Origin of the sequence: Leifsonia sp. NPDC056665, from assembly GCF_042791795.1 — a bacterium.
In the GTDB taxonomy this organism is placed as follows: domain Bacteria; phylum Actinomycetota; class Actinomycetes; order Actinomycetales; family Microbacteriaceae; genus Leifsonia.
Genome location: NZ_JBHTXK010000002.1, coordinates 242,067 through 261,625 on the forward strand (window position 1 = coordinate 242,067; position 19,559 = coordinate 261,625).

At 69.6% G+C, this 19,559-nt stretch carries 23 protein-coding genes; 12 read left to right on the top strand and 11 right to left on the bottom strand.

The annotated features are described in order from the left end of the window. Positions 1-4 precede the first annotated feature (4 nt). From ACFQ9V_RS03420 to ACFQ9V_RS03435, 4 genes are all read right to left on the bottom strand, one after another. Positions 5-955 carry a sporulation-delaying protein SdpB family protein gene (locus tag ACFQ9V_RS03420; RefSeq protein ID WP_382457772.1) on the bottom strand — a complete coding sequence of 317 codons (951 nt, stop codon included), beginning with the start codon at positions 953-955 and terminating at the stop codon, positions 5-7. Further along, the gene (locus ACFQ9V_RS03425; RefSeq protein WP_382457773.1) at positions 949-1,521 is read right to left on the bottom strand and encodes an SdpA family antimicrobial peptide system protein; all 573 of its coding nucleotides are present in this window, start codon (positions 1,519-1,521) and stop codon (positions 949-951) included. The genes ACFQ9V_RS03420 and ACFQ9V_RS03425 overlap by 7 nt, the downstream gene beginning before the upstream one ends. After that, a complete protein-coding gene (locus ACFQ9V_RS03430) occupies positions 1,521-2,126 on the bottom strand; it encodes a hypothetical protein (RefSeq protein WP_382457774.1) in 606 nt (201 codons plus the stop codon). The genes ACFQ9V_RS03425 and ACFQ9V_RS03430 overlap by 1 nt, the downstream gene beginning before the upstream one ends. Before the next feature lie 112 nt (positions 2,127-2,238). Beyond that, positions 2,239-3,486 carry an ROK family protein gene (locus ACFQ9V_RS03435; RefSeq protein ID WP_382457775.1) on the bottom strand — a complete coding sequence of 416 codons (1,248 nt, stop codon included), beginning with the start codon at positions 3,484-3,486 and terminating at the stop codon, positions 2,239-2,241. A 128-nt stretch (positions 3,487-3,614) separates the two neighbouring features. Here ACFQ9V_RS03435 and ACFQ9V_RS03440 point away from each other — a divergent pair, with 128 nt between their 5' ends. Both ACFQ9V_RS03440 and ACFQ9V_RS03445 read left to right on the top strand, forming a co-directional pair. Then, positions 3,615-4,802, top strand: coding sequence for a MarP family serine protease (locus ACFQ9V_RS03440; protein WP_382457776.1), 1,188 nt, complete (start codon positions 3,615-3,617; stop codon positions 4,800-4,802). A 32-nt stretch (positions 4,803-4,834) separates the two neighbouring features. Beyond that, positions 4,835-5,854: an NADPH:quinone reductase gene (locus tag ACFQ9V_RS03445; protein ID WP_382457777.1), complete on the top strand. Its 1,020-nt coding sequence runs from the start codon at positions 4,835-4,837 to the stop codon at positions 5,852-5,854. Here ACFQ9V_RS03445 and ACFQ9V_RS03450 read toward each other — a convergent pair. After that, positions 5,838-7,151 (bottom strand): MFS transporter, encoded by a 1,314-nt coding sequence (locus ACFQ9V_RS03450; RefSeq protein WP_382457778.1) that lies wholly within the window; start codon positions 7,149-7,151, stop codon positions 5,838-5,840. The two genes, ACFQ9V_RS03445 and ACFQ9V_RS03450, sit on opposite strands and share 17 nt — an antisense overlap. A gap of 90 nt (positions 7,152-7,241) precedes the next feature. Between ACFQ9V_RS03450 and ACFQ9V_RS03455 the strand changes: the two genes are divergently transcribed. From ACFQ9V_RS03455 to ACFQ9V_RS03475, 5 genes are all read left to right on the top strand, one after another. Then, positions 7,242-7,805, top strand: a complete 564-nt coding sequence (locus ACFQ9V_RS03455) for a TetR/AcrR family transcriptional regulator (RefSeq protein ID WP_382457779.1) — start codon at positions 7,242-7,244, stop codon at positions 7,803-7,805. A 50-nt stretch (positions 7,806-7,855) separates the two neighbouring features. Next, complete coding sequence (locus tag ACFQ9V_RS03460; protein WP_382457780.1) at positions 7,856-8,599, top strand: AzlC family ABC transporter permease; 744 nt, start codon at positions 7,856-7,858, stop codon at positions 8,597-8,599. Continuing rightward, positions 8,596-8,901, top strand: a complete 306-nt coding sequence (locus ACFQ9V_RS03465; protein ID WP_382457781.1) for an AzlD domain-containing protein — start codon at positions 8,596-8,598, stop codon at positions 8,899-8,901. The genes ACFQ9V_RS03460 and ACFQ9V_RS03465 overlap by 4 nt, the downstream gene beginning before the upstream one ends. 62 nt (positions 8,902-8,963) lie before the next feature. After that, complete coding sequence (locus tag ACFQ9V_RS03470) at positions 8,964-9,368, top strand: hypothetical protein (protein WP_382457782.1); 405 nt, start codon at positions 8,964-8,966, stop codon at positions 9,366-9,368. Further along, complete coding sequence (locus ACFQ9V_RS03475) at positions 9,365-9,949, top strand: DUF6328 family protein (protein ID WP_382457783.1); 585 nt, start codon at positions 9,365-9,367, stop codon at positions 9,947-9,949. Before ACFQ9V_RS03470 ends, ACFQ9V_RS03475 begins: the two co-directional genes overlap by 4 nt. Here ACFQ9V_RS03475 and ACFQ9V_RS03480 read toward each other — a convergent pair. Further along, positions 9,921-10,601, bottom strand: coding sequence for a GntR family transcriptional regulator (locus ACFQ9V_RS03480; RefSeq protein ID WP_382457784.1), 681 nt, complete (start codon positions 10,599-10,601; stop codon positions 9,921-9,923). The two genes, ACFQ9V_RS03475 and ACFQ9V_RS03480, sit on opposite strands and share 29 nt — an antisense overlap. A gap of 112 nt (positions 10,602-10,713) precedes the next feature. On the opposite strand from ACFQ9V_RS03480, the gene ACFQ9V_RS03485 reads away from it, so the two are divergent. Further along, entirely contained in the window at positions 10,714-11,364 is a 651-nt protein-coding gene (locus ACFQ9V_RS03485; RefSeq protein WP_382457785.1) for a GntR family transcriptional regulator, read from the top strand. A gap of 223 nt (positions 11,365-11,587) precedes the next feature. On the opposite strand, the gene ACFQ9V_RS03490 is transcribed toward ACFQ9V_RS03485, so the two are convergent. From ACFQ9V_RS03490 to ACFQ9V_RS03505, 4 genes are all read right to left on the bottom strand, one after another. Beyond that, positions 11,588-12,679, bottom strand: a complete 1,092-nt coding sequence (locus ACFQ9V_RS03490; protein ID WP_382457786.1) for a substrate-binding domain-containing protein — start codon at positions 12,677-12,679, stop codon at positions 11,588-11,590. A 54-nt stretch (positions 12,680-12,733) separates the two neighbouring features. Then, positions 12,734-14,083: a multiple monosaccharide ABC transporter permease gene (gene mmsB / locus ACFQ9V_RS03495; RefSeq protein WP_382457787.1), complete on the bottom strand. Its 1,350-nt coding sequence runs from the start codon at positions 14,081-14,083 to the stop codon at positions 12,734-12,736. After that, positions 14,083-15,630: a multiple monosaccharide ABC transporter ATP-binding protein gene (mmsA, locus tag ACFQ9V_RS03500; protein ID WP_382457788.1), complete on the bottom strand. Its 1,548-nt coding sequence runs from the start codon at positions 15,628-15,630 to the stop codon at positions 14,083-14,085. The genes mmsB and mmsA overlap by 1 nt, the downstream gene beginning before the upstream one ends. 190 nt (positions 15,631-15,820) lie before the next feature. Then, on the bottom strand, positions 15,821-17,011 hold the full coding sequence (locus ACFQ9V_RS03505) for an ROK family transcriptional regulator (RefSeq protein WP_382457789.1): 1,191 nt from the start codon (positions 17,009-17,011) through the stop codon (positions 15,821-15,823). A gap of 102 nt (positions 17,012-17,113) precedes the next feature. On the opposite strand from ACFQ9V_RS03505, the gene ACFQ9V_RS03510 reads away from it, so the two are divergent. Then, a complete protein-coding gene (locus ACFQ9V_RS03510) occupies positions 17,114-17,929 on the top strand; it encodes a shikimate 5-dehydrogenase (RefSeq protein ID WP_382457790.1) in 816 nt (271 codons plus the stop codon). Positions 17,930-17,985: 56 nt separating this feature from the next. Continuing rightward, a complete protein-coding gene (locus tag ACFQ9V_RS03515) occupies positions 17,986-18,423 on the top strand; it encodes a MarR family winged helix-turn-helix transcriptional regulator (protein WP_382457791.1) in 438 nt (145 codons plus the stop codon). 23 nt (positions 18,424-18,446) lie between these two features. Here ACFQ9V_RS03515 and ACFQ9V_RS03520 read toward each other — a convergent pair whose 3' ends face one another. Continuing rightward, the gene (locus ACFQ9V_RS03520; protein ID WP_382457792.1) at positions 18,447-18,665 is read right to left on the bottom strand and encodes a hypothetical protein; all 219 of its coding nucleotides are present in this window, start codon (positions 18,663-18,665) and stop codon (positions 18,447-18,449) included. Positions 18,666-18,795: 130 nt separating this feature from the next. On the opposite strand from ACFQ9V_RS03520, the gene ACFQ9V_RS03525 reads away from it, so the two are divergent. Beyond that, complete coding sequence (locus ACFQ9V_RS03525; RefSeq protein WP_382457793.1) at positions 18,796-19,209, top strand: MerR family transcriptional regulator; 414 nt, start codon at positions 18,796-18,798, stop codon at positions 19,207-19,209. 125 nt (positions 19,210-19,334) lie between these two features. Continuing rightward, positions 19,335-19,559, top strand: a complete 225-nt coding sequence (locus ACFQ9V_RS03530; RefSeq protein ID WP_382457794.1) for a hypothetical protein — start codon at positions 19,335-19,337, stop codon at positions 19,557-19,559.

A 19,559-nucleotide genomic window follows, 5' to 3' on the forward strand; every position in this document is an offset into this window, starting at 1 on the left:
AAAACTATAGCCGTGGGATGGCGTCTTCAACCGCCGGACCCCGGCGCTGTTGCACGGCGAGCCGTATGCGACGACCAGCAGAGCCGAGCAGATCGCCCTCTGGCCAGAGCAGGATGAGCAACGCCGCCCACATCGTGAACGCGAAGCTCCACAGCCCCATCGTCACGGCGATCGCGAAGTGCAAGGCGCCGCCCAGAGGGAGAAGGATCAGCCGCGCGCGCACCGGCAGGAATATTGCGATGCCGAGGGCGAACTCGAGCAAGAGGGTCCCCCAAGTGACCGCCGCGACAGGTATTGGCTGCGCAAGGAGCCAGTCCGTCACGGACCGCAGAGGACCCGCAGGCCCGAACATCGGGTCACGAAGCCAGTAATAGACCGCTGAACCGTCGAGCCATTCGGGGACAGCGAGCTTGGCGAGGCACGCGTTGATATAGATGTACGCCACCTGAACCCGCAAAACCCCGAGCGCTATGTGTGCCGTCATCACCGCGTACGGATGCTTGCGCGGGCGAGAGTCGTCGACACGCGCCCAATGCCATCGTCGGCTGTCGGTCACCGAGAGCGGGATCAGCAGCAACGCAAGCACGGCGGCGATCTGGTCCCCGCCGTCGACGACGGTGAGCGACGCCTGGTTTCCGAAGAGCACCCACCACAGAGGAAGGGCAGTGTAGCGGGGACGCCAGCCAGCGGCCGCGACGGCGAGGATGAGAATGCCCACCCATCGCGCCGCCTCGTGGCCGCCCGCCGGCGTCACGCACCACATACTGAACGCCGCCGGGCCCGCGCAGAATAACTGATCCACACCTGCCGCCGGTCGAATCAGAGTGGATATGGAAGAGGCGAGAAGGGTGCCTATCCCCGACAAAGCGATCAGCGTCCGGGCGAGCGCGATGTTGGCTGTCCACACGTCCCGTGCCAGCGTCCGTGCGACGATCCGGTCAGCGAAGCTCAACATGCCACATCCAGGTAGATCACCGACACATCCTGCTTCGCCTGCCCGATATTGGCCCATGCCCACGGCGGCGGCAGTGCCCGTGAAATCGCCGTGCGACCGCACAGCGTCGGCTCGGGTGAGCGGTTCGCCACGCGAGTCCATTCCGCGTCCGAGGCGCTCGCCTCCAGGCACGTCGTGATGGACGAGTCCGCCGAGCACGGACGCCACTCCCGACCTGCGACTTCTGTGAAGAGCATGCCGATCTCGATTCCCTGGGCCCGCGAGACTCGATTCCACCCGAAGAAGTACTGCGCCTGGCTGTGCGGATATGCCGATGCCGACGACCACTGTCCCGCGTTCTGGCGGTACGGCAGCAGTTCGTCTTCCCTCGGCGAGCGGGTGAAGAATCCCCACTGCTCGGGCATGACGGTCTGAACGGAGGTCTTCGCCGCGAGCTGCCATGACGTTGTCAGTACGTTTTCGGGTTGATTCGTCAGATAAACGAATCCGCCCACGAGCACCCAGAATGCGGCCAACGCCAAGGCGAAAATCGTGACCCGCCGCCGAGGAAGCGTCAGGTCGCTCATCAGCGTGCGAGTCGAAGGGTAGCCTCCGCGATCCACTTCTCGTAGGAGAGCTGCGGCTGCCCTTCCGGAGACCGCGGGCCTGCGTACCAGACCGAAACTGCGACTGCAGCGACCTGCAGAATCGCGGCTCCCGCGTACACCAGAGCGCCAACGGCGAAGAGCACCACCTGAATGCATCGCGGCGTCACGGTGGCGGTATTCGAGCCGTCCGGGTAACCCAGGTTGTCCAGAGTGGTGTCAAGCGCTCGACCCAGGCCGGCGAACGCATCCCTTACCTGAATGACGTCGCCACTCTGGGCCTGCGCGGCGAACTGAGCGATGAACCCGGGATCCTCAGCCCGAACGTCGGCGACGATTCGGTCGATTTCGCTTTCGACCTCACGCGTGATCTGCACCGGGGCCGTCAGGTCGCCGAGCACCCGGCCCGCTTTACCCTGGCCGAAGACGACGCCGCGGAACAGCTCCTCACCGTCGAACCGGTCACTCATGACTCTGGCTGCCGTGGTCATCCGCTCCGTCGCCGCCGCAGTGGAAGCAGATGCCGCGCTCACGCCACTTGCGACCAAACCCAGGGCCAGCGCCCCGACCACCATCGTCTTCGTCATCTTCCTCATCGGATGGACTCCATTCGTTTCAGCGCCGTCGTTGGCTGCTGAAATGTCAACCTATAGAGTCGGCTCCCAAACGTAAAATTTCTCTATAAAAATTAGAGATTGCTCACCCTCGCCCCACCCGCGGCGAGAACGTCTCATTAAGCACCAGACACGCCGCCCCCACCGCCGCCACGTCCTCCCCCACAGCACTCCCCTCCAGCAGCACCGGATGGGTCAGTATCCCCATGTCGATCTCGGCGAGGCGGTCGTCGAGCTGGGCGAGGTAGCGCCGCTCGACCCGCGACCACGACGGGCCGCCGAACACCACGCGGTCCAGGTCGAGCAGGGCCGTGAGGTTCGACAGGTAGAACGCCGTGTTGCGGATGGAGCGGTCGATGATCGCCGCTGCGCGCTCGTCGCCGGCGTCGGCGGCCTCGGTCAGCTGGGTGAAGAGCGCGTCGACGACCTCCACGTCGAGGTCCAGATCGACCCCATCGACGACCGACAACCCCGCCGGCGCCGTCAGCACTCCGGCCCACAGCCCCTGGATCACCAGCCGCTGCGGCCTCACCGACTCGCCCCAGCACCCGCGGCGGCCGCACGCGCACAGCGCTCCGCCCGGGTCCACCAGCGCGTGGCCCGCGTCGCCCGCGTTGTCGGTCGAGCCGGTGTAGACCTCGCCGCCGAGAACCAGGCCGATGCCGGCGCCCGTGCCGTAGTAGACGAACGCGTAGTCCTTGCTGGCGCCGGCGGGGTCGCGCCAGCGCTCGGCCACGGCCGCGCTGATCACGTCCTTCGCGACCAGCGAGGGGAGGCCGGTCGCGGCGGTGAGCTCGTCGCGGAGGTGGAAGTCGTTCCAGCCGGGGATGAGCGGCGGACGGACGACGACGCCCGTCTCGGTGTCGAGAGGGCCGGGGGCGGCGACGCCCACCCCGATCACCCGGGACGCGTCGACGCCCGGGGTTGCGAGCAGCACGCGGATTGCCTCCAGGATGACGGCGAGCGTCGCCTTCGCGTCACCGTCCGGAGGGGACGGCCGGCGCAGGTGCTCGACCACCTCGCCCTCCAGGTCGAGGAGCACGCAGGTGATCACGGTGGGGTCCAGGTGCACGCCGACCGCGTAGGCGCCGGCGGGGTCGAGGCGGAGCAGGGTTCGCGGCTTGCCCGGGCTGCCCTCGCTCTGCTTTCCGGCCTCCCGGATCAGCCCCTGGCCGAGCAGCCGGCGGGTCACGTTCGTCACTGTCTGCGCCGACAAGCCCGTGACCGAGGCGAGCTCGACGCGGCTGAGGCCGGCCTCCGAGCGGCGCACGGCGTCCAGCACCACGGTCTCGTTGAACGCGGCGATCGCCGGGAGGTTCGCTCCCTTCGGCACGGCATCCTCCTCCACGCTCGGGTCGGGAACCCGGCGTCCCTCGTAATATACCCACGCACATCCAGGTTTCCGGTTCCGTACATCTGTACCCCAGCCCGCGCCCAGCCTGGTGGGGCATCGTGAGAGCCGTGGAGATCGTGGTCGACGTCGTGCTGCTCGTGCTCGCCGTCCTCGCGATGGCGGCGGGGTGGAGCAATGGCGCCATCCGCGCCGCGGGGGCGCTGATCGGGCTCGGAGTGGGGCTCTCGCTCGGACTCCTGCTGGCGCCGATGGTCGTGAACTGGATGGCCGCCTCCGGGCTGACCGGCGTCAGCCAGCGCTCGATCGTGGCCGCGGTGGTCCTGGTCGTGTGCGCCGGCATCGTCTACGCGCTGGCGACCGCGGCGGCGTCGGTGATCGGCAAGGTGCTCCGGCACGGGCCGGTCAAGTGGGTGGACTCCCTGATCGGGGCGGTCCTCGGCTTCGTCACCTGGGCCGTCGTCGTCTGGCTCGTCGCCGGCTTCGCGATGGCCACCAGCCTCGCGACCGTGGTGCAGGCCGCGAACTCGTCGCAGGTCGTCTCCACCCTGAACAGCATCGCGCCGATCCCCTCCTCGACCGTGCTCGGGGCTGTGGACGACGCCCTCGCGGGTGCCGGCCTCCCGAAGGTCTTCGAGGGCGGCGAGTCGATCAAGACGATCGGCGCGCCCGACCCGAACGTCCCCGCCGCGGTCGCCTCGGCGCAGCAGTCCACCGTCACCATTCTCGCGTCGAAGCCCGCCTGCGGCGTGGACTCGGAAGGCAGCGGCTGGGTCGTGCAGCCGGGCCGCGTGGTCACCAACGCGCACGTCGTCGCCGGCGCCTCGTCCGTCGTGGTCCGGGAGTCCGGCGGCACGACGGTCGACCGGGCCACGCTCGTGGCGTTCGACCCGGAGCGCGACCTGGCCGTGCTCGACGTCACCGACCTCCGGGCGCCTGCGCTGCACCTCGGCCAGAACCTGGGCGCGGGCGATTCGGCGTACGCGGCCGGCTACCCAGGTGACGGACCGTTCACGATCAGCCCGCAGCGCGTCCGCGACCAGGTCACCGCCCGCGGGACGGACATCTACCAGAGCGGCGCGGTGGAGCGGCAGATCTACTCGCTGCGCGGCACGATCCGCCCCGGCAACTCCGGCGGCCCGCTGCTCGACCAGGCGGGCGACGTCGTCGGCGTCGTCTTCGCCCGCTCCACCATCGACCCGCAGACCGGCTACGCGCTGACCCTGGACGAGCTCCACCCGGTGCTCGCCTCGGTCGGCGCGGCGCCGATCAGTTCTGGAGCCTGCTCCGCGGGCTGACGACAGGCGCCGTCGCGTGGTTGGCTTGAGCCATGAAGGCTGTCAGCTACACCTCGACCGGCGACTCCGACGTCCTCGTCCTCGGCGAGCGCGCCGAGCCGCACCCCGGCGACGGCGAGGTGCGCGTGCGCATCCACGTCTCCGGCGTCAACCCGACCGACTGGAAGGCGCGCCAGGGCAGCGGCCCGGCCGACCTCCCACGTGCACAGGTGCCGAACCAGGACGGCGCCGGAGTGGTCGACGAGGTCGGCGCGGGCGTCACCACGGTCCGCCCCGGCGACCGGGTCTGGGTGTGGGATGCCGCGTACCAGCGACCGGACGGCACCGCCCAGGAGCTCGTCGTCCTCCCGGAGTCGCTCGTCGTGCCGCTGCCGGAGGGTGTGGGCTTCGACGTCGGAGCCTCGCTCGGCATCCCCGCGCTCACGGCGCACCGCGCGCTCACGGCGCACGAGGGCGTGGCAGCAGAACTCGCGCCGGGCACGCTCGACGGGCGGACGGTGCTCGTCGCGGGAGGCGCGGGAGCGGTCGGCCACGCGGCCATCCAGCTCGCCGTCTGGGCGGGCGCCACGGTGATCGCGACCGTCAGCAGCCACGAGAAGGCCGAGCTCGCGCGCGCCGCGGGCTCCCACCACGTCGTCAACTACCGCGAGCCGGACACCGCCGAGGCGATCGGAGCGCTCGCCCCGCGCGGCGTCGACATCGTCGTGGAGGTCAACGCCAGCGCCAACGCCGAGCTCGACACGAAGGTCGCCGCCCGTGGCGCCACGATCGCGGTCTACGCCGACGCTCCCGGCTCGACCGCGGTGACGATGCCGATCCGACCGGCGATGCAGAAGAACCTGCGCTGGCAGTTCCTGCTCACCTACACGGTCGCGCCGGAGGCCAAGGCGGCCGCGGTGCGGGCGGTGTCGGCTGCCGTCGCGGCGGGAGCGCTGCCTGTGGGCGCCGAGCACGGCCTCCCGATCACCCGCTTCTCACTGGAGGAGACGGCCGCCGCCCACGACGCCGTGAAGGACGGCGCCGTGGGCAAGGTGCTCATCGACCTGGCGTGAACGCGGGCTCCGCGGAGGCCGCCGCCTCGGCACGCACGCCGCGCGCCGACTTCACGATCTGGACCACCATCGCCACCGCGGCGGCGACGGCGATGGCCGCCGCGTAGCCGAGCGCGGTGGGCAGCAGACCGATGACGCCGATCAGCTCGCCCGCCGCCAGCGCGGGGACGCCGTAGGCCAGGTAGCTCACCAGGAAGACCCCGGCGAACAGCTCGGCGCGCTGGTCGTTCGGCGCGAGCGGGGCGATGATCCGCAGCATCGCCGAGAATCCCGCGCCGAAGCCCGCTCCCGCGACGACCGCGCCTGCGAACAGCACGGGCAGGAGGCCGGCGCCGATCCCGATGGCGGTCAACGCGATCCCGGCCATGATCGCCGCCATCGCCCAGACCGTCGTGGTCCGCGCCGGCGCGCGGGTCAGCAGCAGCCCGGCGACAGCGCCGACCGCGGGCGGAACGGCGACGATCGCGCCGTTCAGGAGGCCGGAGTCCAGGTGGAAGACGCCGTGCAGGATCGACGGGGACAGCCCGATGAACAGCCCGGCGAGCATCCAGGTCGCGAGGAAGAGCGGCAGCGCCGCCACGAACTCGCCGCGCGCGGCACGCGGGATGAACAGCCGCGGCGTCAGCGAGCGCAGAGCGCCAGGACGGGCCGCGACAGTCTCCGGCGACGCCAGCACGACGAGGATGCCCGCGGCGAACAGCAGCACCAGCGTCACGAAGACCAGCGTCGTCGGCTGGGCCGTGAACTGGACGGCCAGCCCGGTGAAGAACGCACCGAGCGCGATGCCGCCGACCGGGGCCGTCGAGCCGATGGTCGCGCCGAGCTTCTTCTGCCGCTCGGGGGCCAGCTCGACCAGGGAGGCGGTGAAGGTGCTCATCGCGGCGCCGGTGGCGACGCCCTGCACCGAGCGGGCGGCGATGATCGACCCGATGTCCTTCGAGAACAGGAACATCAGCATCGCCGCGATCTGGAGCGCGAGCGCGCCGACCAGCACGGGACGACGGCCGATGTGGTCGGACAGGGAGCCGGCGACGAGCAGCGTGATCAGCAGCGTCACCGCGTAGATCGCGAAGGCGACCGTCAGCAGCCAGGACGGGAAGCCCCACTCCTGCTGGTACAGGACGAACAGCGGGCTGGGCGCGCCGACGGCCAGCGCTACGGCGACGAACGCCAGGGCGGTGCCGGTGAACGCGGCGGTCGGGCGCAGCCGCAGCGCGCGCGGCCTGGTTGCGGCGGTCGACCCGGTCGCCAGCGTCGGGCGCTCGAGCGTCGGGCAGCTCTCCCCTGCAGTGGACATGTCGGCCTCCTAAAAGCAAATTTCATTGCTTTAATGGACTATAAAGCGCGGTCTGGTAAAAAGCAACAATCTTTGCTTTAAGCTATTCCCATGATTACGACCACACCGTCGAAGCGGACGGGCGGACGCAGCGCCGCGGTCATCCACAGCGTGCGCACCGCCGTCGAGGAGCTCGTCCGAGAGAAGGGCAGCGAGCGCGTCACCGTGCCGATGATCGCCGAGCGCGCCGGGGTCAACCCGACCAGCATCTACCGGCGCTGGGGCGACCTCCCGACCCTCCTCAACGACATCGCCACGTACCACCTCGACCCCGACCGTCCGCTCGCCGACCGCGGCGACCTGCGCGACGACCTCACCGACTGGGCGAGCGGGATCGTCACCCACTTCCGCAAGCCGGTCAACGCGGCCCTGCTGCGCGGCGGCGCGGGCGCGGCGGGAGAGCGCACCTCCGACTGCCTCCGCAACCGGCGAACGGAGGCCGAGATGCTGCTCGCGCGGCACCCGGAGGCCGACGTGACCGAGGACGACGTGATGGACGTCGTGATCGCCCCGATCGTGAACCGCGTCATCTTCCAGCCGTGGACGCTCGGCGACACCACGGCGGAGGACATGGTCGCGCGCCTGTTCCGGCCGGGCGCCGGCGCCGCCCGGTAGGCGCCGGCTCTGCCCGCTAGGCATTGTCTGGGCCCGCTAGTCTCGTCAGAATGGCACGCCGACCCCGCACCGAACAGGAGCGCGCCGCCGCCCGCTCCGGCTGGGCGGTCGGCGTCGCGACGGCGCTGTACGGCATCTCGTTCGGCGCGCTCGCGACCGCGTCGGGACTCGACGTGTGGCAGGCGTGCGTCCTCAGCCTCGTCATGTTCAGCGGCGGATCGCAGTTCGCCCTCATCGGTGTGCTCGCGTCGGGCGGGGTCGCCGCCGGCGGCACGGCCATCGCCTCCGCCGCCCTCCTCGGCGTGCGCAACTCCTTCTACGCGCTGCGCCTGTCGCGCATCATCGGCCCCGGTTTCTGGAGGCGGACCGCGGCCACCCAGCTCACCATCGACGAGTCCACGGCGGTCGCCACCGCCCAGACCGAGCCGCGCGCACAGCGCATCGGATTCTGGGTGACCGGCCTCGTCGTCTACCTCGGCTGGAACCTGATGACGCTCGCCGGGGCGCTCCTCGGCAACCTGATCGGCGACGTGAAGGCGTATGGCCTGGATGCGGCCGCGGCCGCAGCGTTCCTCGGGCTCCTCTGGCCGCGGCTGAAGGCGCGCCAGACCCAGGCGGTCGCCGTGGCCGCCGGGTTCGTCGCGACGCTGCTGACGCCCGTCCTCATGCCGGGACTGCCCGTGCTCGCGGCAGCGGTCGTCGCCATCGTGTTCGGCGTCCTCAACCTGTTCGGCCGGGGCGACGACCGGCCGCATCCCGACCCGATCCCGATGGAGCGGGAGGTCGAGCCGTGACGACCTGGAACATCATCCTGCTCGGCTCGATCGCCGTGCTCGCGCTCAAAGCCGTGGGCTGGCTGGTCCCGCCCAAGGCGCTCGACCATCCCGTCGTCGCGCGCACGAGCGACCTGCTGACGGCCGCCCTGCTCGCCGCGTTGATCTGCGTGCAGACCTTCGGCGCCGGGCAGTCGCTGCATCTGGATGCGCGGCTGCCCGCGATCGCCATCGCCGCGGGGCTGTACGCGCTGCGTGTGCCGTTCATCGTGGTGGTGCCCGCGGCTGCCGTCGTCGCGGCGCTCATCCGGCTGCTGACCTGAGGCCCGGGGCCCCACGAGCCGGGGGCTCCGCCGGTGTCGGCGGCCGTCTCTAACGTTCTGACGTGACCGTATCCTGGCATCCCGTGGCGAACGCCCAGCCCTCGGAATGGGTGCTGAGCCAGGGTGCCCTCGGCACGCCGTACGCGGTCGTCCGGCGGTTCGCGTTCGGCGACCTGAACCGGCCGGACGTCTGGTATCGCGTCGTCACCTGGGCGCCGGGCTCGGACGGCCGGGAGCTGATCGGCTGGTGCCGCACGCTGGAGGCCGCGGCGGCCGTCGCGTGGGACCACCGCTGCGCCGCCGAGTCGTGGCGGCATCACATGGCCGCACGGAGGTCGGACACGGCGACGATGGCGGCGAAGCGGCCCAGCGCCGCCGACCTCGTGCGGTTCTACCGCGCTGCACTGGCGGCGCAGGGAGTCCACCCGTTGCGCGGGTCTCCTCCCCGGACGACGATGGAGCGATGACCCAGCCGCCGGACCCGCAGACGCCGGACCCGCAGCCGCCGGACTCACGGACGCCGGCCACGCAGCCGCCCGACCCGCAGCCGCCGGGCCGGGACGACATCGACCCGGACGACGGGCGCCCGGAGTCGGCGACCCAGCGCGCCGACCGCAACTGGAACGAGATCCTGCAGGAGCTCCGGGTCACCCAGACGGGCACCCAGCTCATCAGCGGCTTCCTGCTCGCGATCGCGTTCCAGGCGCGCTTCGGCACGCTGGACGCGTTCCAGGTCGGCTTCTACCTGGTCCTCGTCGTGTTCGCCGCCGGCAGCACCGCGCTCGGGCTCGCACCGGTGGCGCTGCACCGCCAGCTCTTCCGGCATCACGAGAAGGCGCAGTCCGTCGCCATCGCCAACCGGCTGCTGAGGATCAACCTGGCCCTCGTGGCCCTGCTGACCTCCGGCGTGGTGTTCTTCGTCTTCGATGTGACGCTGGGCCTCACCGCGGCGATCGTCGCGGGCGCCGGGATCCTGCTGGTGCTCGCGCTCCTGCTGATGGTGTTCCCGGCGGCCGTGCTCAGCCGGCTCCGCCGACGCGCGGACTGAGCACCTCGGAGAGCTCGAGGAGCATCTCTTCCAGCACCGCCGCCGCCTTCTCGTCGCCCAGGACCACCGCCCGCACGAAGTCGAGGACGCGCTCCCGCGACACCGCCGCCGCGCCCTCGTCCGACAGTGTGACGTAGCGGACGAAGCGCGGAATGAGGTTCTCGATCGTCTCGGCGAGCACGCGGTCGGGGATCACGGCCAGGATGGCCGCGGTCGAGCGCCGGAACGCGTCGATCGGCGAGGTGTCGCCCGCTCCGTCGCTCTCGCGCTCGAGCCGCTCGGCCACGACCGTCAGCTCCAGCTCCGTGTCCACATCGACACCGTGGACCGCGTGGCGGATCGCCCGGGGCATCAGGAGGCGCAGCACGCCGATGACGTCGACGATCTCGCGGATCTCGAGGGGCGACACCAGGGTGTAGCGGTTGGGGGCCGTGCGGATCAGGCCGACCTGCTGCAGCCTGCCTATCGCCTCGCGCACCGGGGTGCGGGAGACGCGGAGCGCGTCGGTGAGCTCTCCGTCTTTGAGGCGCTCGCCTGGTGCGAGGTCTCCTGTGATGATGCCGGCGAGGAGTACCGCGTAGACATCGTTTCGGAGGAGGCGCCGGTCGGCCGCGAGCGATGGGAAGCGCTGGCGGAGTTCTTCGAGGGTCATGGGGGAACTCGTTTCATGAACTCAGTTTTGCTCTGGTATATTTATAGATTACCAGTAAGCATCTGACCAGAGCAAACTGCTCGTTCCACCCCCGACCCAGGAGCACCCGACCATGCCCATGCCCACCGACCACGTCGCCCGCATCTCCCTCTCCGAAGAGGCCTACGTGCGCATCGAAGCCGCCATCATGGACGGCACCCTCGAACCGGGTGAGCGCCTCCGCGACGTCGACCTCGTCGAGTGGCTGGGGATCTCCCGCACCCCCATCCGCCACGCGCTCGATCGGCTCGCCGAGCAGGGCCTCGTCGAGATGGAGCGCAACCGCTTCACGCGCGTGGCCCAGTTCGACATCCACGGCGTCCTCGAGTCCGTACAGGTCGCCGGCGACCTGTGGGCCGGCGCGGCGTTACGCGGGCTCCCGCTCTGGGAGGCCGACGACGACGAGCTGATCGGCGACATCCAGGCCGAGCTCGTCGCCGCGGCTGCGAACGACGACACCGCCCGGTTCGTCACCGTCTTCGCGCAGCTCGTCGTGGCGTTCGCCCGGATCGAGGACAACGACGTCCGCATCCGCACGCTCGGCAATGTGCTCCCCCAGGTCAGGCGGCTCGGCCGTAAGCTGCACGGGCGCCTCGACCCGCTCGCCCTCGAGCGCTTCGCCCGCGACCTCCGCGAGGCCACCGCACGCCGCGACGGTCGCGCCGCTGTCACGCTCATCGACGACTATGTGACGCGCATCGGGGAGGTCCTCGACACGCTGTGACCCCCGTTTCGAGGACGGGACCCCCACCGGCGATCAGGGTCACCACGGGTACGGATATCCGTGGTGGCCCTGATGCCGCGACCCCGCGCGCGTCCTAACGTGAGATCCAGGCCGCCAGAGGGGGAAGTCCCGGGGGGAACTGTCCAGGGGGGGACACAGAAGGCCGGTCCCGAACGGGGACCGGCCTTCTGCTCTGTCTACAGCTGCCCGAGAGCGGCGCCGACTACTTGGTCAGCGGCTCCAGGGTCGGGTCGTTGGCGTAGGCCTCCGCCGCGTTCGCCTTGGTGACGATGATCGGCTTCAGGAGGAAGGCCGGGACGACCTTGGCGCCGTTGTTGTACGACTTGTCGTCGTTCGTCGCCGGCTTCTTGCCCGCCTGCAGGTCCTTGACCATGTCGATGGCCTGCTTGACCAGGTTGCGGGTGTCCTTGTTGATGGTCGAGTACTGCTCGCCCGCCATGATGGACTTGACCGACTCGGCCTCCGAGTCCTGACCGGTGACGATCGGGACCGCCTTGCCGGCGCCCTTCACCGAGGTGATGATGGCGCGGGCCAGGGTGTCGTTCGGCGACAGGACGCCGTCGAGCTCGGTCGAGCCGTAGCTCTTCGCGAGCAGCGTGTCCATGCGGGTCTGCGCGTTCGCCGGCAGCCAGCCCTGGGTCGCGGTCTGCTTGATGTCGGTCTCACCGGAGACGACCTTCAGCGTGCCGTCGTCGATCTTCGGCTGAAGGACCTTCATGGCGCCGTCGAAGAAGACCTTCGAGTTGGCGTCGTCGGGCGAGCCGGAGAACAGCTCGATGTTGAACTTGGTCTTGCCCGGGTACTTGGCCTTCATGCCGTCGAGGAGGGCCTGGCCCTGCAGCTCGCCGACCTTCTCGTTGTCGTACGCGACGTAGTAGTCGACGTCCTTGGTGTTGAGGATGAGGCGGTCGTACGCGATGACGGTCGCGCCGGCGTCGTGCGCGGCCTTGGCCTGCGCGGCGAGCTGGCCACCGTCGACGGCGCCGATGATGACGACCTTGGCGCCGTTGGTGATCATCGACTGGATCTGCGACTGCTGGTCGGAGACGCCGGAGCCACCTGCGTACTGCACGTCGCCCTTGAAGCCGGCCGCCTTGAGGCCGTCGGTGAACAGGCCACCGGCGAGAACCCAGTTCTCCGACGTCTTGGTCGGGAGGGCGACGCCGATGGAGGCGTCCTTGGCGAAGCCGGAGGCGGTGGACGCCGTGCCGGAGCCGTCACGGCTCGAGCAGCCCGACAGGGCCAGCGCGGCGGCTGCAGCGACCGCCACGGTCGCGAGTGCGATCTTGCGCATTCTTATCTCTTTCTCTGGTTGTGATGGTGCAGGGTTCGGGAAGGGAGGTGCGGGTCAGGAGGTCAGCGACCGCGCCGAGTCCTCGGCGGGGTCGGACGTGGGGAGCACGGCGGGCTGCTCGGCGCCGGCCGCGTCGACCGCGGACTCCCTGCGGCCGCGGCCGCCGAGCAGGCGCCCGATCAGCGAGGGGCCGCCGCGGCGGTGCGAGTAGACGTCGATGCCGACGGCGATCAGGAGGACGAGGCCCTTGATGATCTGCACCCAGTCGCTCGTCACTCCGAGGAGCTGGAGGCCGTTATTGAGGACCGCGATGACGAGACCACCGACGATCGAGCCGGCGACGGTTCCGATGCCGCCGGAGACCGCGGCGCCACCGATGAAGACGGCGGCGATGGCGTCGAGCTCCCAGCCGAGGCCGTCCTGCGGACCGGAGGAGATCGAGCGGGCGACGGCGATCATGCCGGCCAGCGCAGCGAGCACGGACATGTTCATCATCACGTAGAAGTTGACGCGCTTGATCTTGACGCCGGACAGCTCGGCGGCGTGCGAGTTGCCGCCGACCGCGTAGATGTGGCGGCCGAAGATCGTGCTCCGGGTGACGAACGAGTAGAGGATGATCAGGACGCCGAGGATGATGCCCGAGACCGGGAACGAGGTGCCGACGCGGCCTCCCGCGAACAGGAACGTGAAGTAGATCACGACGGCGTCGAGCACGACGACCTTGAAGACGCTCACCCACAGCGGCGCCTTGTCGGAGCCCATCCTCGACTGGCTGCGGCGGGTGCGGACCTCCAGCAGCGCGATGACGACGGCGATGACGATGCCGAGCAGCAGCGTGGAGTTGTTGTAGCCGGTGTCCGGGCCCCACTCGGGGAGGAAGCCGCCGCCGATGAACGTGAAGCCGTCCGGGACCGGGATGGTGTTCGCGTTTCCGATGAGCTGGTTGAGGCCGCGGAAGATCAGCATGCCCGCGAGGGTCACGATGAACGCGGGGACGCCGACGTAGGCGACCCACCAGCCCTGCCAGGCTCCGATCACGGCGCCGACGGCGAGGCCGAGCACGATCGCGAGCGGCCACGGGAAGTTCCACTGCGTCATCGACTGCGCGACGATGATGCCGACGACTGCCGCCACCGAGCCGACCGACAGGTCGATGTGGCCGGCGATGATCACCATGACCATGCCGATCGCCAGCACCAGCACGTACGCGTTCTGGTTGACCAGGTTGATCAGGTTGACCGGGTCGAGGGTCTTGCCGCCGGTCAGGATCTCGAACAGCAGCACGATGACGACGAGCGCGCCCAGGATGCCGAACTGGCGACCGGTGGACTGGCCGCCGCCGAACATCTTGCCGAGGTCGCGGATACCGCCGGACTTCTTCTTCTCTTCGATCTGAGTCGTCATTATCGGGTGGCCTTCTTCTTGGCGGAGGTCATGCTCTTCAGGAGCGTTTCGGGGGTGGCTTCGCTGATGGGGAGCTCGTTGGTGATCTGCCCCTCGAAGATCGTGTAGATGCGGTCCGAGATGCCGAGCAGCTCGGGCAGCTCGGAGGAGATGACGATGACGCCCTTCCCCTGAGCGGCGAGCGCCTGGATGATGCCGTAGATCTCGTACTTGGCGCCGACGTCGATGCCGCGGGTGGGCTCGTCGAGGATGAGGATGTCCGGGTCGGTGAACATCCACTTCGCCAGCACGACCTTCTGCTGGTTGCCGCCCGAGAGGGTCGCGACACCGCGGTCGACGTCCGGGGTCTTGATCCGGAGGCTCTTGCGGTACTCGTCCGCGACCGCGTACTCCTGCTGGTCGTTCACGACGCCGCGCTTCGCGATCTTCTTCAGCTTGGCGGCGACGATCGACTGCTTGATGTCGTCCAGGAGGTTGAGGCCGAGCACCTTGCGGTCCTCGCTCACGTACGCGAGGCCGTTGTCGATGGCCTCCGACACGGTGCGGACCTGGATCTGCTTGCCATCCTTGTAGATCTCGCCCGAGACGAAGGTGCCGTACGAGCGGCCGAAGACGCTCATCGCGAGCTCGGTGCGGCCGGCGCCCATGAGGCCGGCGAAGCCGACGATCTCGCCGCGGCGGACGGTGAAGCTGGAGTTCTTCACCACGAGCCGGTCGGCGACCTGCGGGTGCTGCACGACCCAGTCGCGCACCTCGAAGAGGACGTCGCCGATGTTCGGCGTGCGGTCGGGGAAGCGGCTCTCGAGCGTGCGGCCGACCATCCCGCGGATGATGCGATCCTCGTCCACGCCGTCGCCCTTCACGTCGAGGGTCTCGATCGCCCGGCCGTCGCGGATGATCGTGATCTGGTCGGCGACCTTCTCGATCTCGTTGAGCTTGTGGCTGATGATGATCGAGCTGACGCCCTTGTGCTTGAGGCCGACGATCAGGTCGAGCAGGTGGGCGGACTCGGCCTCGTTGAGCGCGGCCGTCGGCTCGTCGAGGATGAGGAGCTTGACGTCCTTGTTCAGCGCCTTGGCGATCTCGACGAGCTGCTGCTTGCCGACGCCGATGTTCTTGATCTGGGTGTCCGGGTCGTCGTTCAGGCCGACGCGCGCGAGCAGCTCGACGGCGCGGCGCTTGGCCGCGCTCCAGTCGATGACGCCGCCGCGACCGGGCTCGTTGCCGAGGAAGATGTTCTCGGTGATCGAGAGCTCGGGGATCAGCGCGAGCTCCTGGTGGATGATCACGATGCCGCGCTGCTCGGAGGACTTGATGTCCTTGAAGCGCATGACTTCGCCCTGATAGACGATGTCGCCCGTATAAGTCCCGAACGGGTACACGCCGGAGAGGACTTTCATCAGCGTGGACTTGCCCGCGCCGTTCTCGCCGCAGATGGCGTGGATCTCGTTGGCGTGGACGGTGAGGGAGACGTCTTCGAGCGCCTTCACTCCCGGGAATTCCTTGGTGATGGCGCGCATCTGCAGGATGACTGCGTTCGACGGCATCGTCGCTCCTTGGTGTGCTGTTCGGGCTGGGTACGGCTGCGCGGCTGAGTCGCTTGCGCCTAAGTAGTAAACGCTAAGTTCAGTCTTGACGTCAAATAGTGAAGACAACGACTCGGTAACGGCCCTGCGGATTCGTCACGAATGTCGCTAATGGCGCGCCGAAAGGCGACATTCGTCACGAATCCGCGAGCTACTCGTTGCCGTCGAGGGCGCCCTGGATGACCAGGGCTGCAGCTCCGAGCGATTCGGCGCGGTCGCCGAGCGACGAGATCCGCACGACCGTCGTCTCGGCGATGACCGGGATCGCGTTGTGCTGGATGCCGCGCCGGATCGGCTCGAGGAGCGCGTCCCCGAGCCCGACCAGCGGTCCTCCGATGAGCACCAGCTCCGGGTTGATGACGTTCGCGATGCTGCCGATGGCCTGGCCGATCGCCGTCCCGGCGTCGCTCACCACCCGCAGCACCGCCGGGTCGCGCTCGCGTCCGCGCCGCAGGATGTCCGCCGTGCTCACCGGCGCGTTGACCCCGTGCCCGAGCGTCTCGATCATCACGCTCGTGGACGCGATCGTCTCCAGGCAGCCGCGGTTGCCGCACCGGCAGATCACGCCCTGCTCGGTGACCGGCGTGTGGCCGAGCTCGCCGGTGATCCCGAGGAACCCGTAGTACGGCAGGCCGTTGAGGATCAGCCCGGCGCCGATGCCGGTGCCGATCTTCACGAAGATCAGGTTGCGCACTCCCCGGTTGGCGCCCCAAGTCACCTCGGCGAGCGCACCGAGGTTGGCGTCGTTGTCCACGACCACCGGGAACCGGAACGCGTCCTCCAGGTCGCGCAGCCGCACGCCGACCCACTCGGGGAGGATGGCGCCCTGCAGCACGGTACCGGTGCGCCGGTCGATGGGACCGGGGATGCCGATCCCGACCGACAGGACGGCCTGCCGGTCGTGCCCGCCGGCCGCAAGAATCCGATCAAGGAGCTCGGCTGCCTGACGGACGGCGTCGGCGACGTCGTAGCCGAGCGGCAGCGCCATCTCGTCCTCCGCGATCACCTCGTAGCCGAGGGTGGAGAGGACGATGCGCGCGTGCCGCCGGCCGAAGTCCACGCCGACCGCGATGTCCCCGGTGTCGGTGAGCTGGACGAGCAGCGCGCGGCGGCCGCTGGAGGTCACAGGCGAGGTCTCGACGACGCCCTTCGCGGCCATGTCGCGGACGATGTTGGACACGGTGGCGGTGGAGAGCCCCGTCCCGCGCGCCAGCTCAGCCTGGGTGGATGGTCCGTTGGCCAGGAGGAACTCGACGAGCCGCTCCTGGTTCAAGTGCCTCAGCGCGCCTTGCGACCCGGGATTGCGTGCGCCACGCGAGGGAAGACCCTGTGTGGCGGTCATGCGATAAGAGTGAATGATGTCTGAGATGTAGTCAAGTTGTGAACGTAACGGTTGCACAGGGGCGGCTGCGAAGGTGTTCAGGCGGGCTGCGACAATGGACGCATGCCCATCCTGAACAAGGACATGCAGGTCTGCATCTCGCTGTCCGGCCGCCCCAGCAACCTCGGCACGCGGTTCCACAACTTCCTGTACGACGAGCTCGGGCTGAACTTCGTCTACAAGGCGTTCACCACCGACGACCTGGAGGGCGCCGTCCGCGGCATCCGGGCGCTCGGCTTCCGCGGCTGCTCGGTGTCGATGCCGTTCAAGGAGGCCATCATCCCGCTGGTCGACAACCTGGAGCCGTCGGCGCTCGCGATCGAGTCGGTCAACACCGTCGTCAACGAGGACGGGCTGCTCACGGCCTCCAACACCGACTACGAGGCGGTGGCCCAGCTCCTCTCCGAGCACGCGGTCGACCCCGCGTCGCGCGTCGTCGTGCGCGGGTCGGGCGGCATGGCCAAGGCGGTCGTCGCTGCGTTCCGCGGCGCCGGGTTCGACGACCTGACGGTGCTGGCCCGCAACGAGGAGGCCGGCACAGCGCTGGCCGCCAAGTACGGGTACACCTGGAGAGCGAGCGAGCCCGAGCCGGACTTCGACGTGATCGTGAACGTCACCCCGCTCGGGATGCGCGGAGCCGACGAGTCCGCACGGTCGTTCGGCGACGCGTTCGTGGAGCGCTCGTCCGTCGTGTTCGACGTCGTCGCGTTCCCGTCCGAGACGCCGCTCGTCGCTGCGGGACGGGCGGCGGGCAAGCGGCTGATCACCGGCGCGGAGGTCATCGCCCTGCAGGCGGCGCGGCAGTTCGAGCGGTACACCGGCGTCGCGCTCACCCCGGACCAGGTGACGCGGGCGTCCGAGTTCTCCCGGGCCGAGTGATCAGGCAGTCTGGGTGATCAGGCAGCATGGCCGGCCCGAAGCCTAGACTTACCGACGTGCCCGAAGACCTTCTCGCCCTGGAGAATCAGGTCTGCTTCGGCCTCGCCGTCGCCGCGCGCAGCGTGATCGCGCTGTACCGGCCCGTGCTGGAGCCGCTCAACCTGACCCACCCGCAATACCTGGTGATGCTCGCCCTCTGGGAGCGCGAGCCGCGGTCGGTGAAGGAGCTCAGCGATGCGCTGCAGCTCGAGCCGGCCACCCTCTCCCCGCTGCTCAAGCGGCTGGAGGCGAACGGCTACGTCGAGCGCAGGAGGAGTTCGACCGACGAGCGCGCGCTGGAGGTCACGCTCACGCGCGCCGGACGCGAGCTGCGTGCCGAGGCGGAGAAGATCCCGCCGCGGATCGTGGAACGGCTCGGCCTTCCGGTCGACGACATCCTGAACCTGCGCGAGAGCCTGCGGACGATCATCGCGGCGGCTGTACGGGAGTCCTGAGGGCCTCAGGCGGCGATCGGGCCTCAGGCGGCGATGGGGCAGACCAGCCGGCTGGCGTCGCGCTGGCCCTCGGGCCGCAGCACGGAGTGCTCGGTCATCGGGTGCCGGCAGATCGGGCACGGCGCGGCCGGCGAGCGGAGGTCGGGGCCTTCGGGATGCCCGGCGCCGAGCTGCGCGGGACCGGCCACACGGATCAGCTTGGCGTTCCAGCTCGCGTACCACTGCGCGAAGCGACCGGACATCTCGACTCTCCCACCGATGATCTGATTAGTTAGGGCACTAACTAATAGTGTAGCGCGATTCGACCATGACCCGGGGGTCAGGGTTTACGCTGACGGCGGAGCGAATCATCCCGGCTCCGCGAGGTGGAACATGCAGATCGGCGAGCTGGCCGTCCGCGCCGGCGTGACGGTGAAGGCCGTCCGCTACTACGAGCGCCTCGGGCTCGTCGCGCCCGGGCGACTGCCGAACGGCTACCGCGACTACGACGACGCCCAGCTGCGCGCGGTCCGTGAGATCCGCGAGCTGGCGGCCACCGGCATCCCGCCCGGGAAGGCCGCACCCTTCATCGCCTGCCTCGGCTCCGGCCACGCCCGCAGCGACGAGTGCCCCGCCTCCGTCGCCGCCTACCTCGACGGTCTCGCCGAGGTGGAAGCCGCGATCGCGGTCCTGGAGGCGCGCCGCGAACAGCTCGCCCGGCGCCTCGCCTCGGCGACCGGCGACGTCCCGCAGGCGCCCGACACCGGGTACGGCTGCACGGTGGCCGGAGATCATCCCACGGGATGACCCCCTCCCGACCATCGACCGATGCCCCCCGCGCCCTCCCCCGCTTGACTTGATGTCGTGACCGCTCCGCCCGGCGGACGGCCACCCATCAGCCGGACGAGGGGCCGGCCGAAGAGGGGAAGACGATGACCACGCTGGAGCACCGCCACCACCAGGGGGGCCTGGTGCGAGCACGGGGAACGCTCGCGGAGGTGGCGGACAACGCCTACCTCAGGCTGCTCTCCACGCTGGTCATCCTCGCGGCCGGCGCCGCGTCACTGGTTCTCGTGATCGGATTCGTGCTCGACGTTGTCGTGCCGCTGGTCTTCGGGAACGAGCTGCGGGCGCTGGCCGTGCTCTTCCCGCACTGA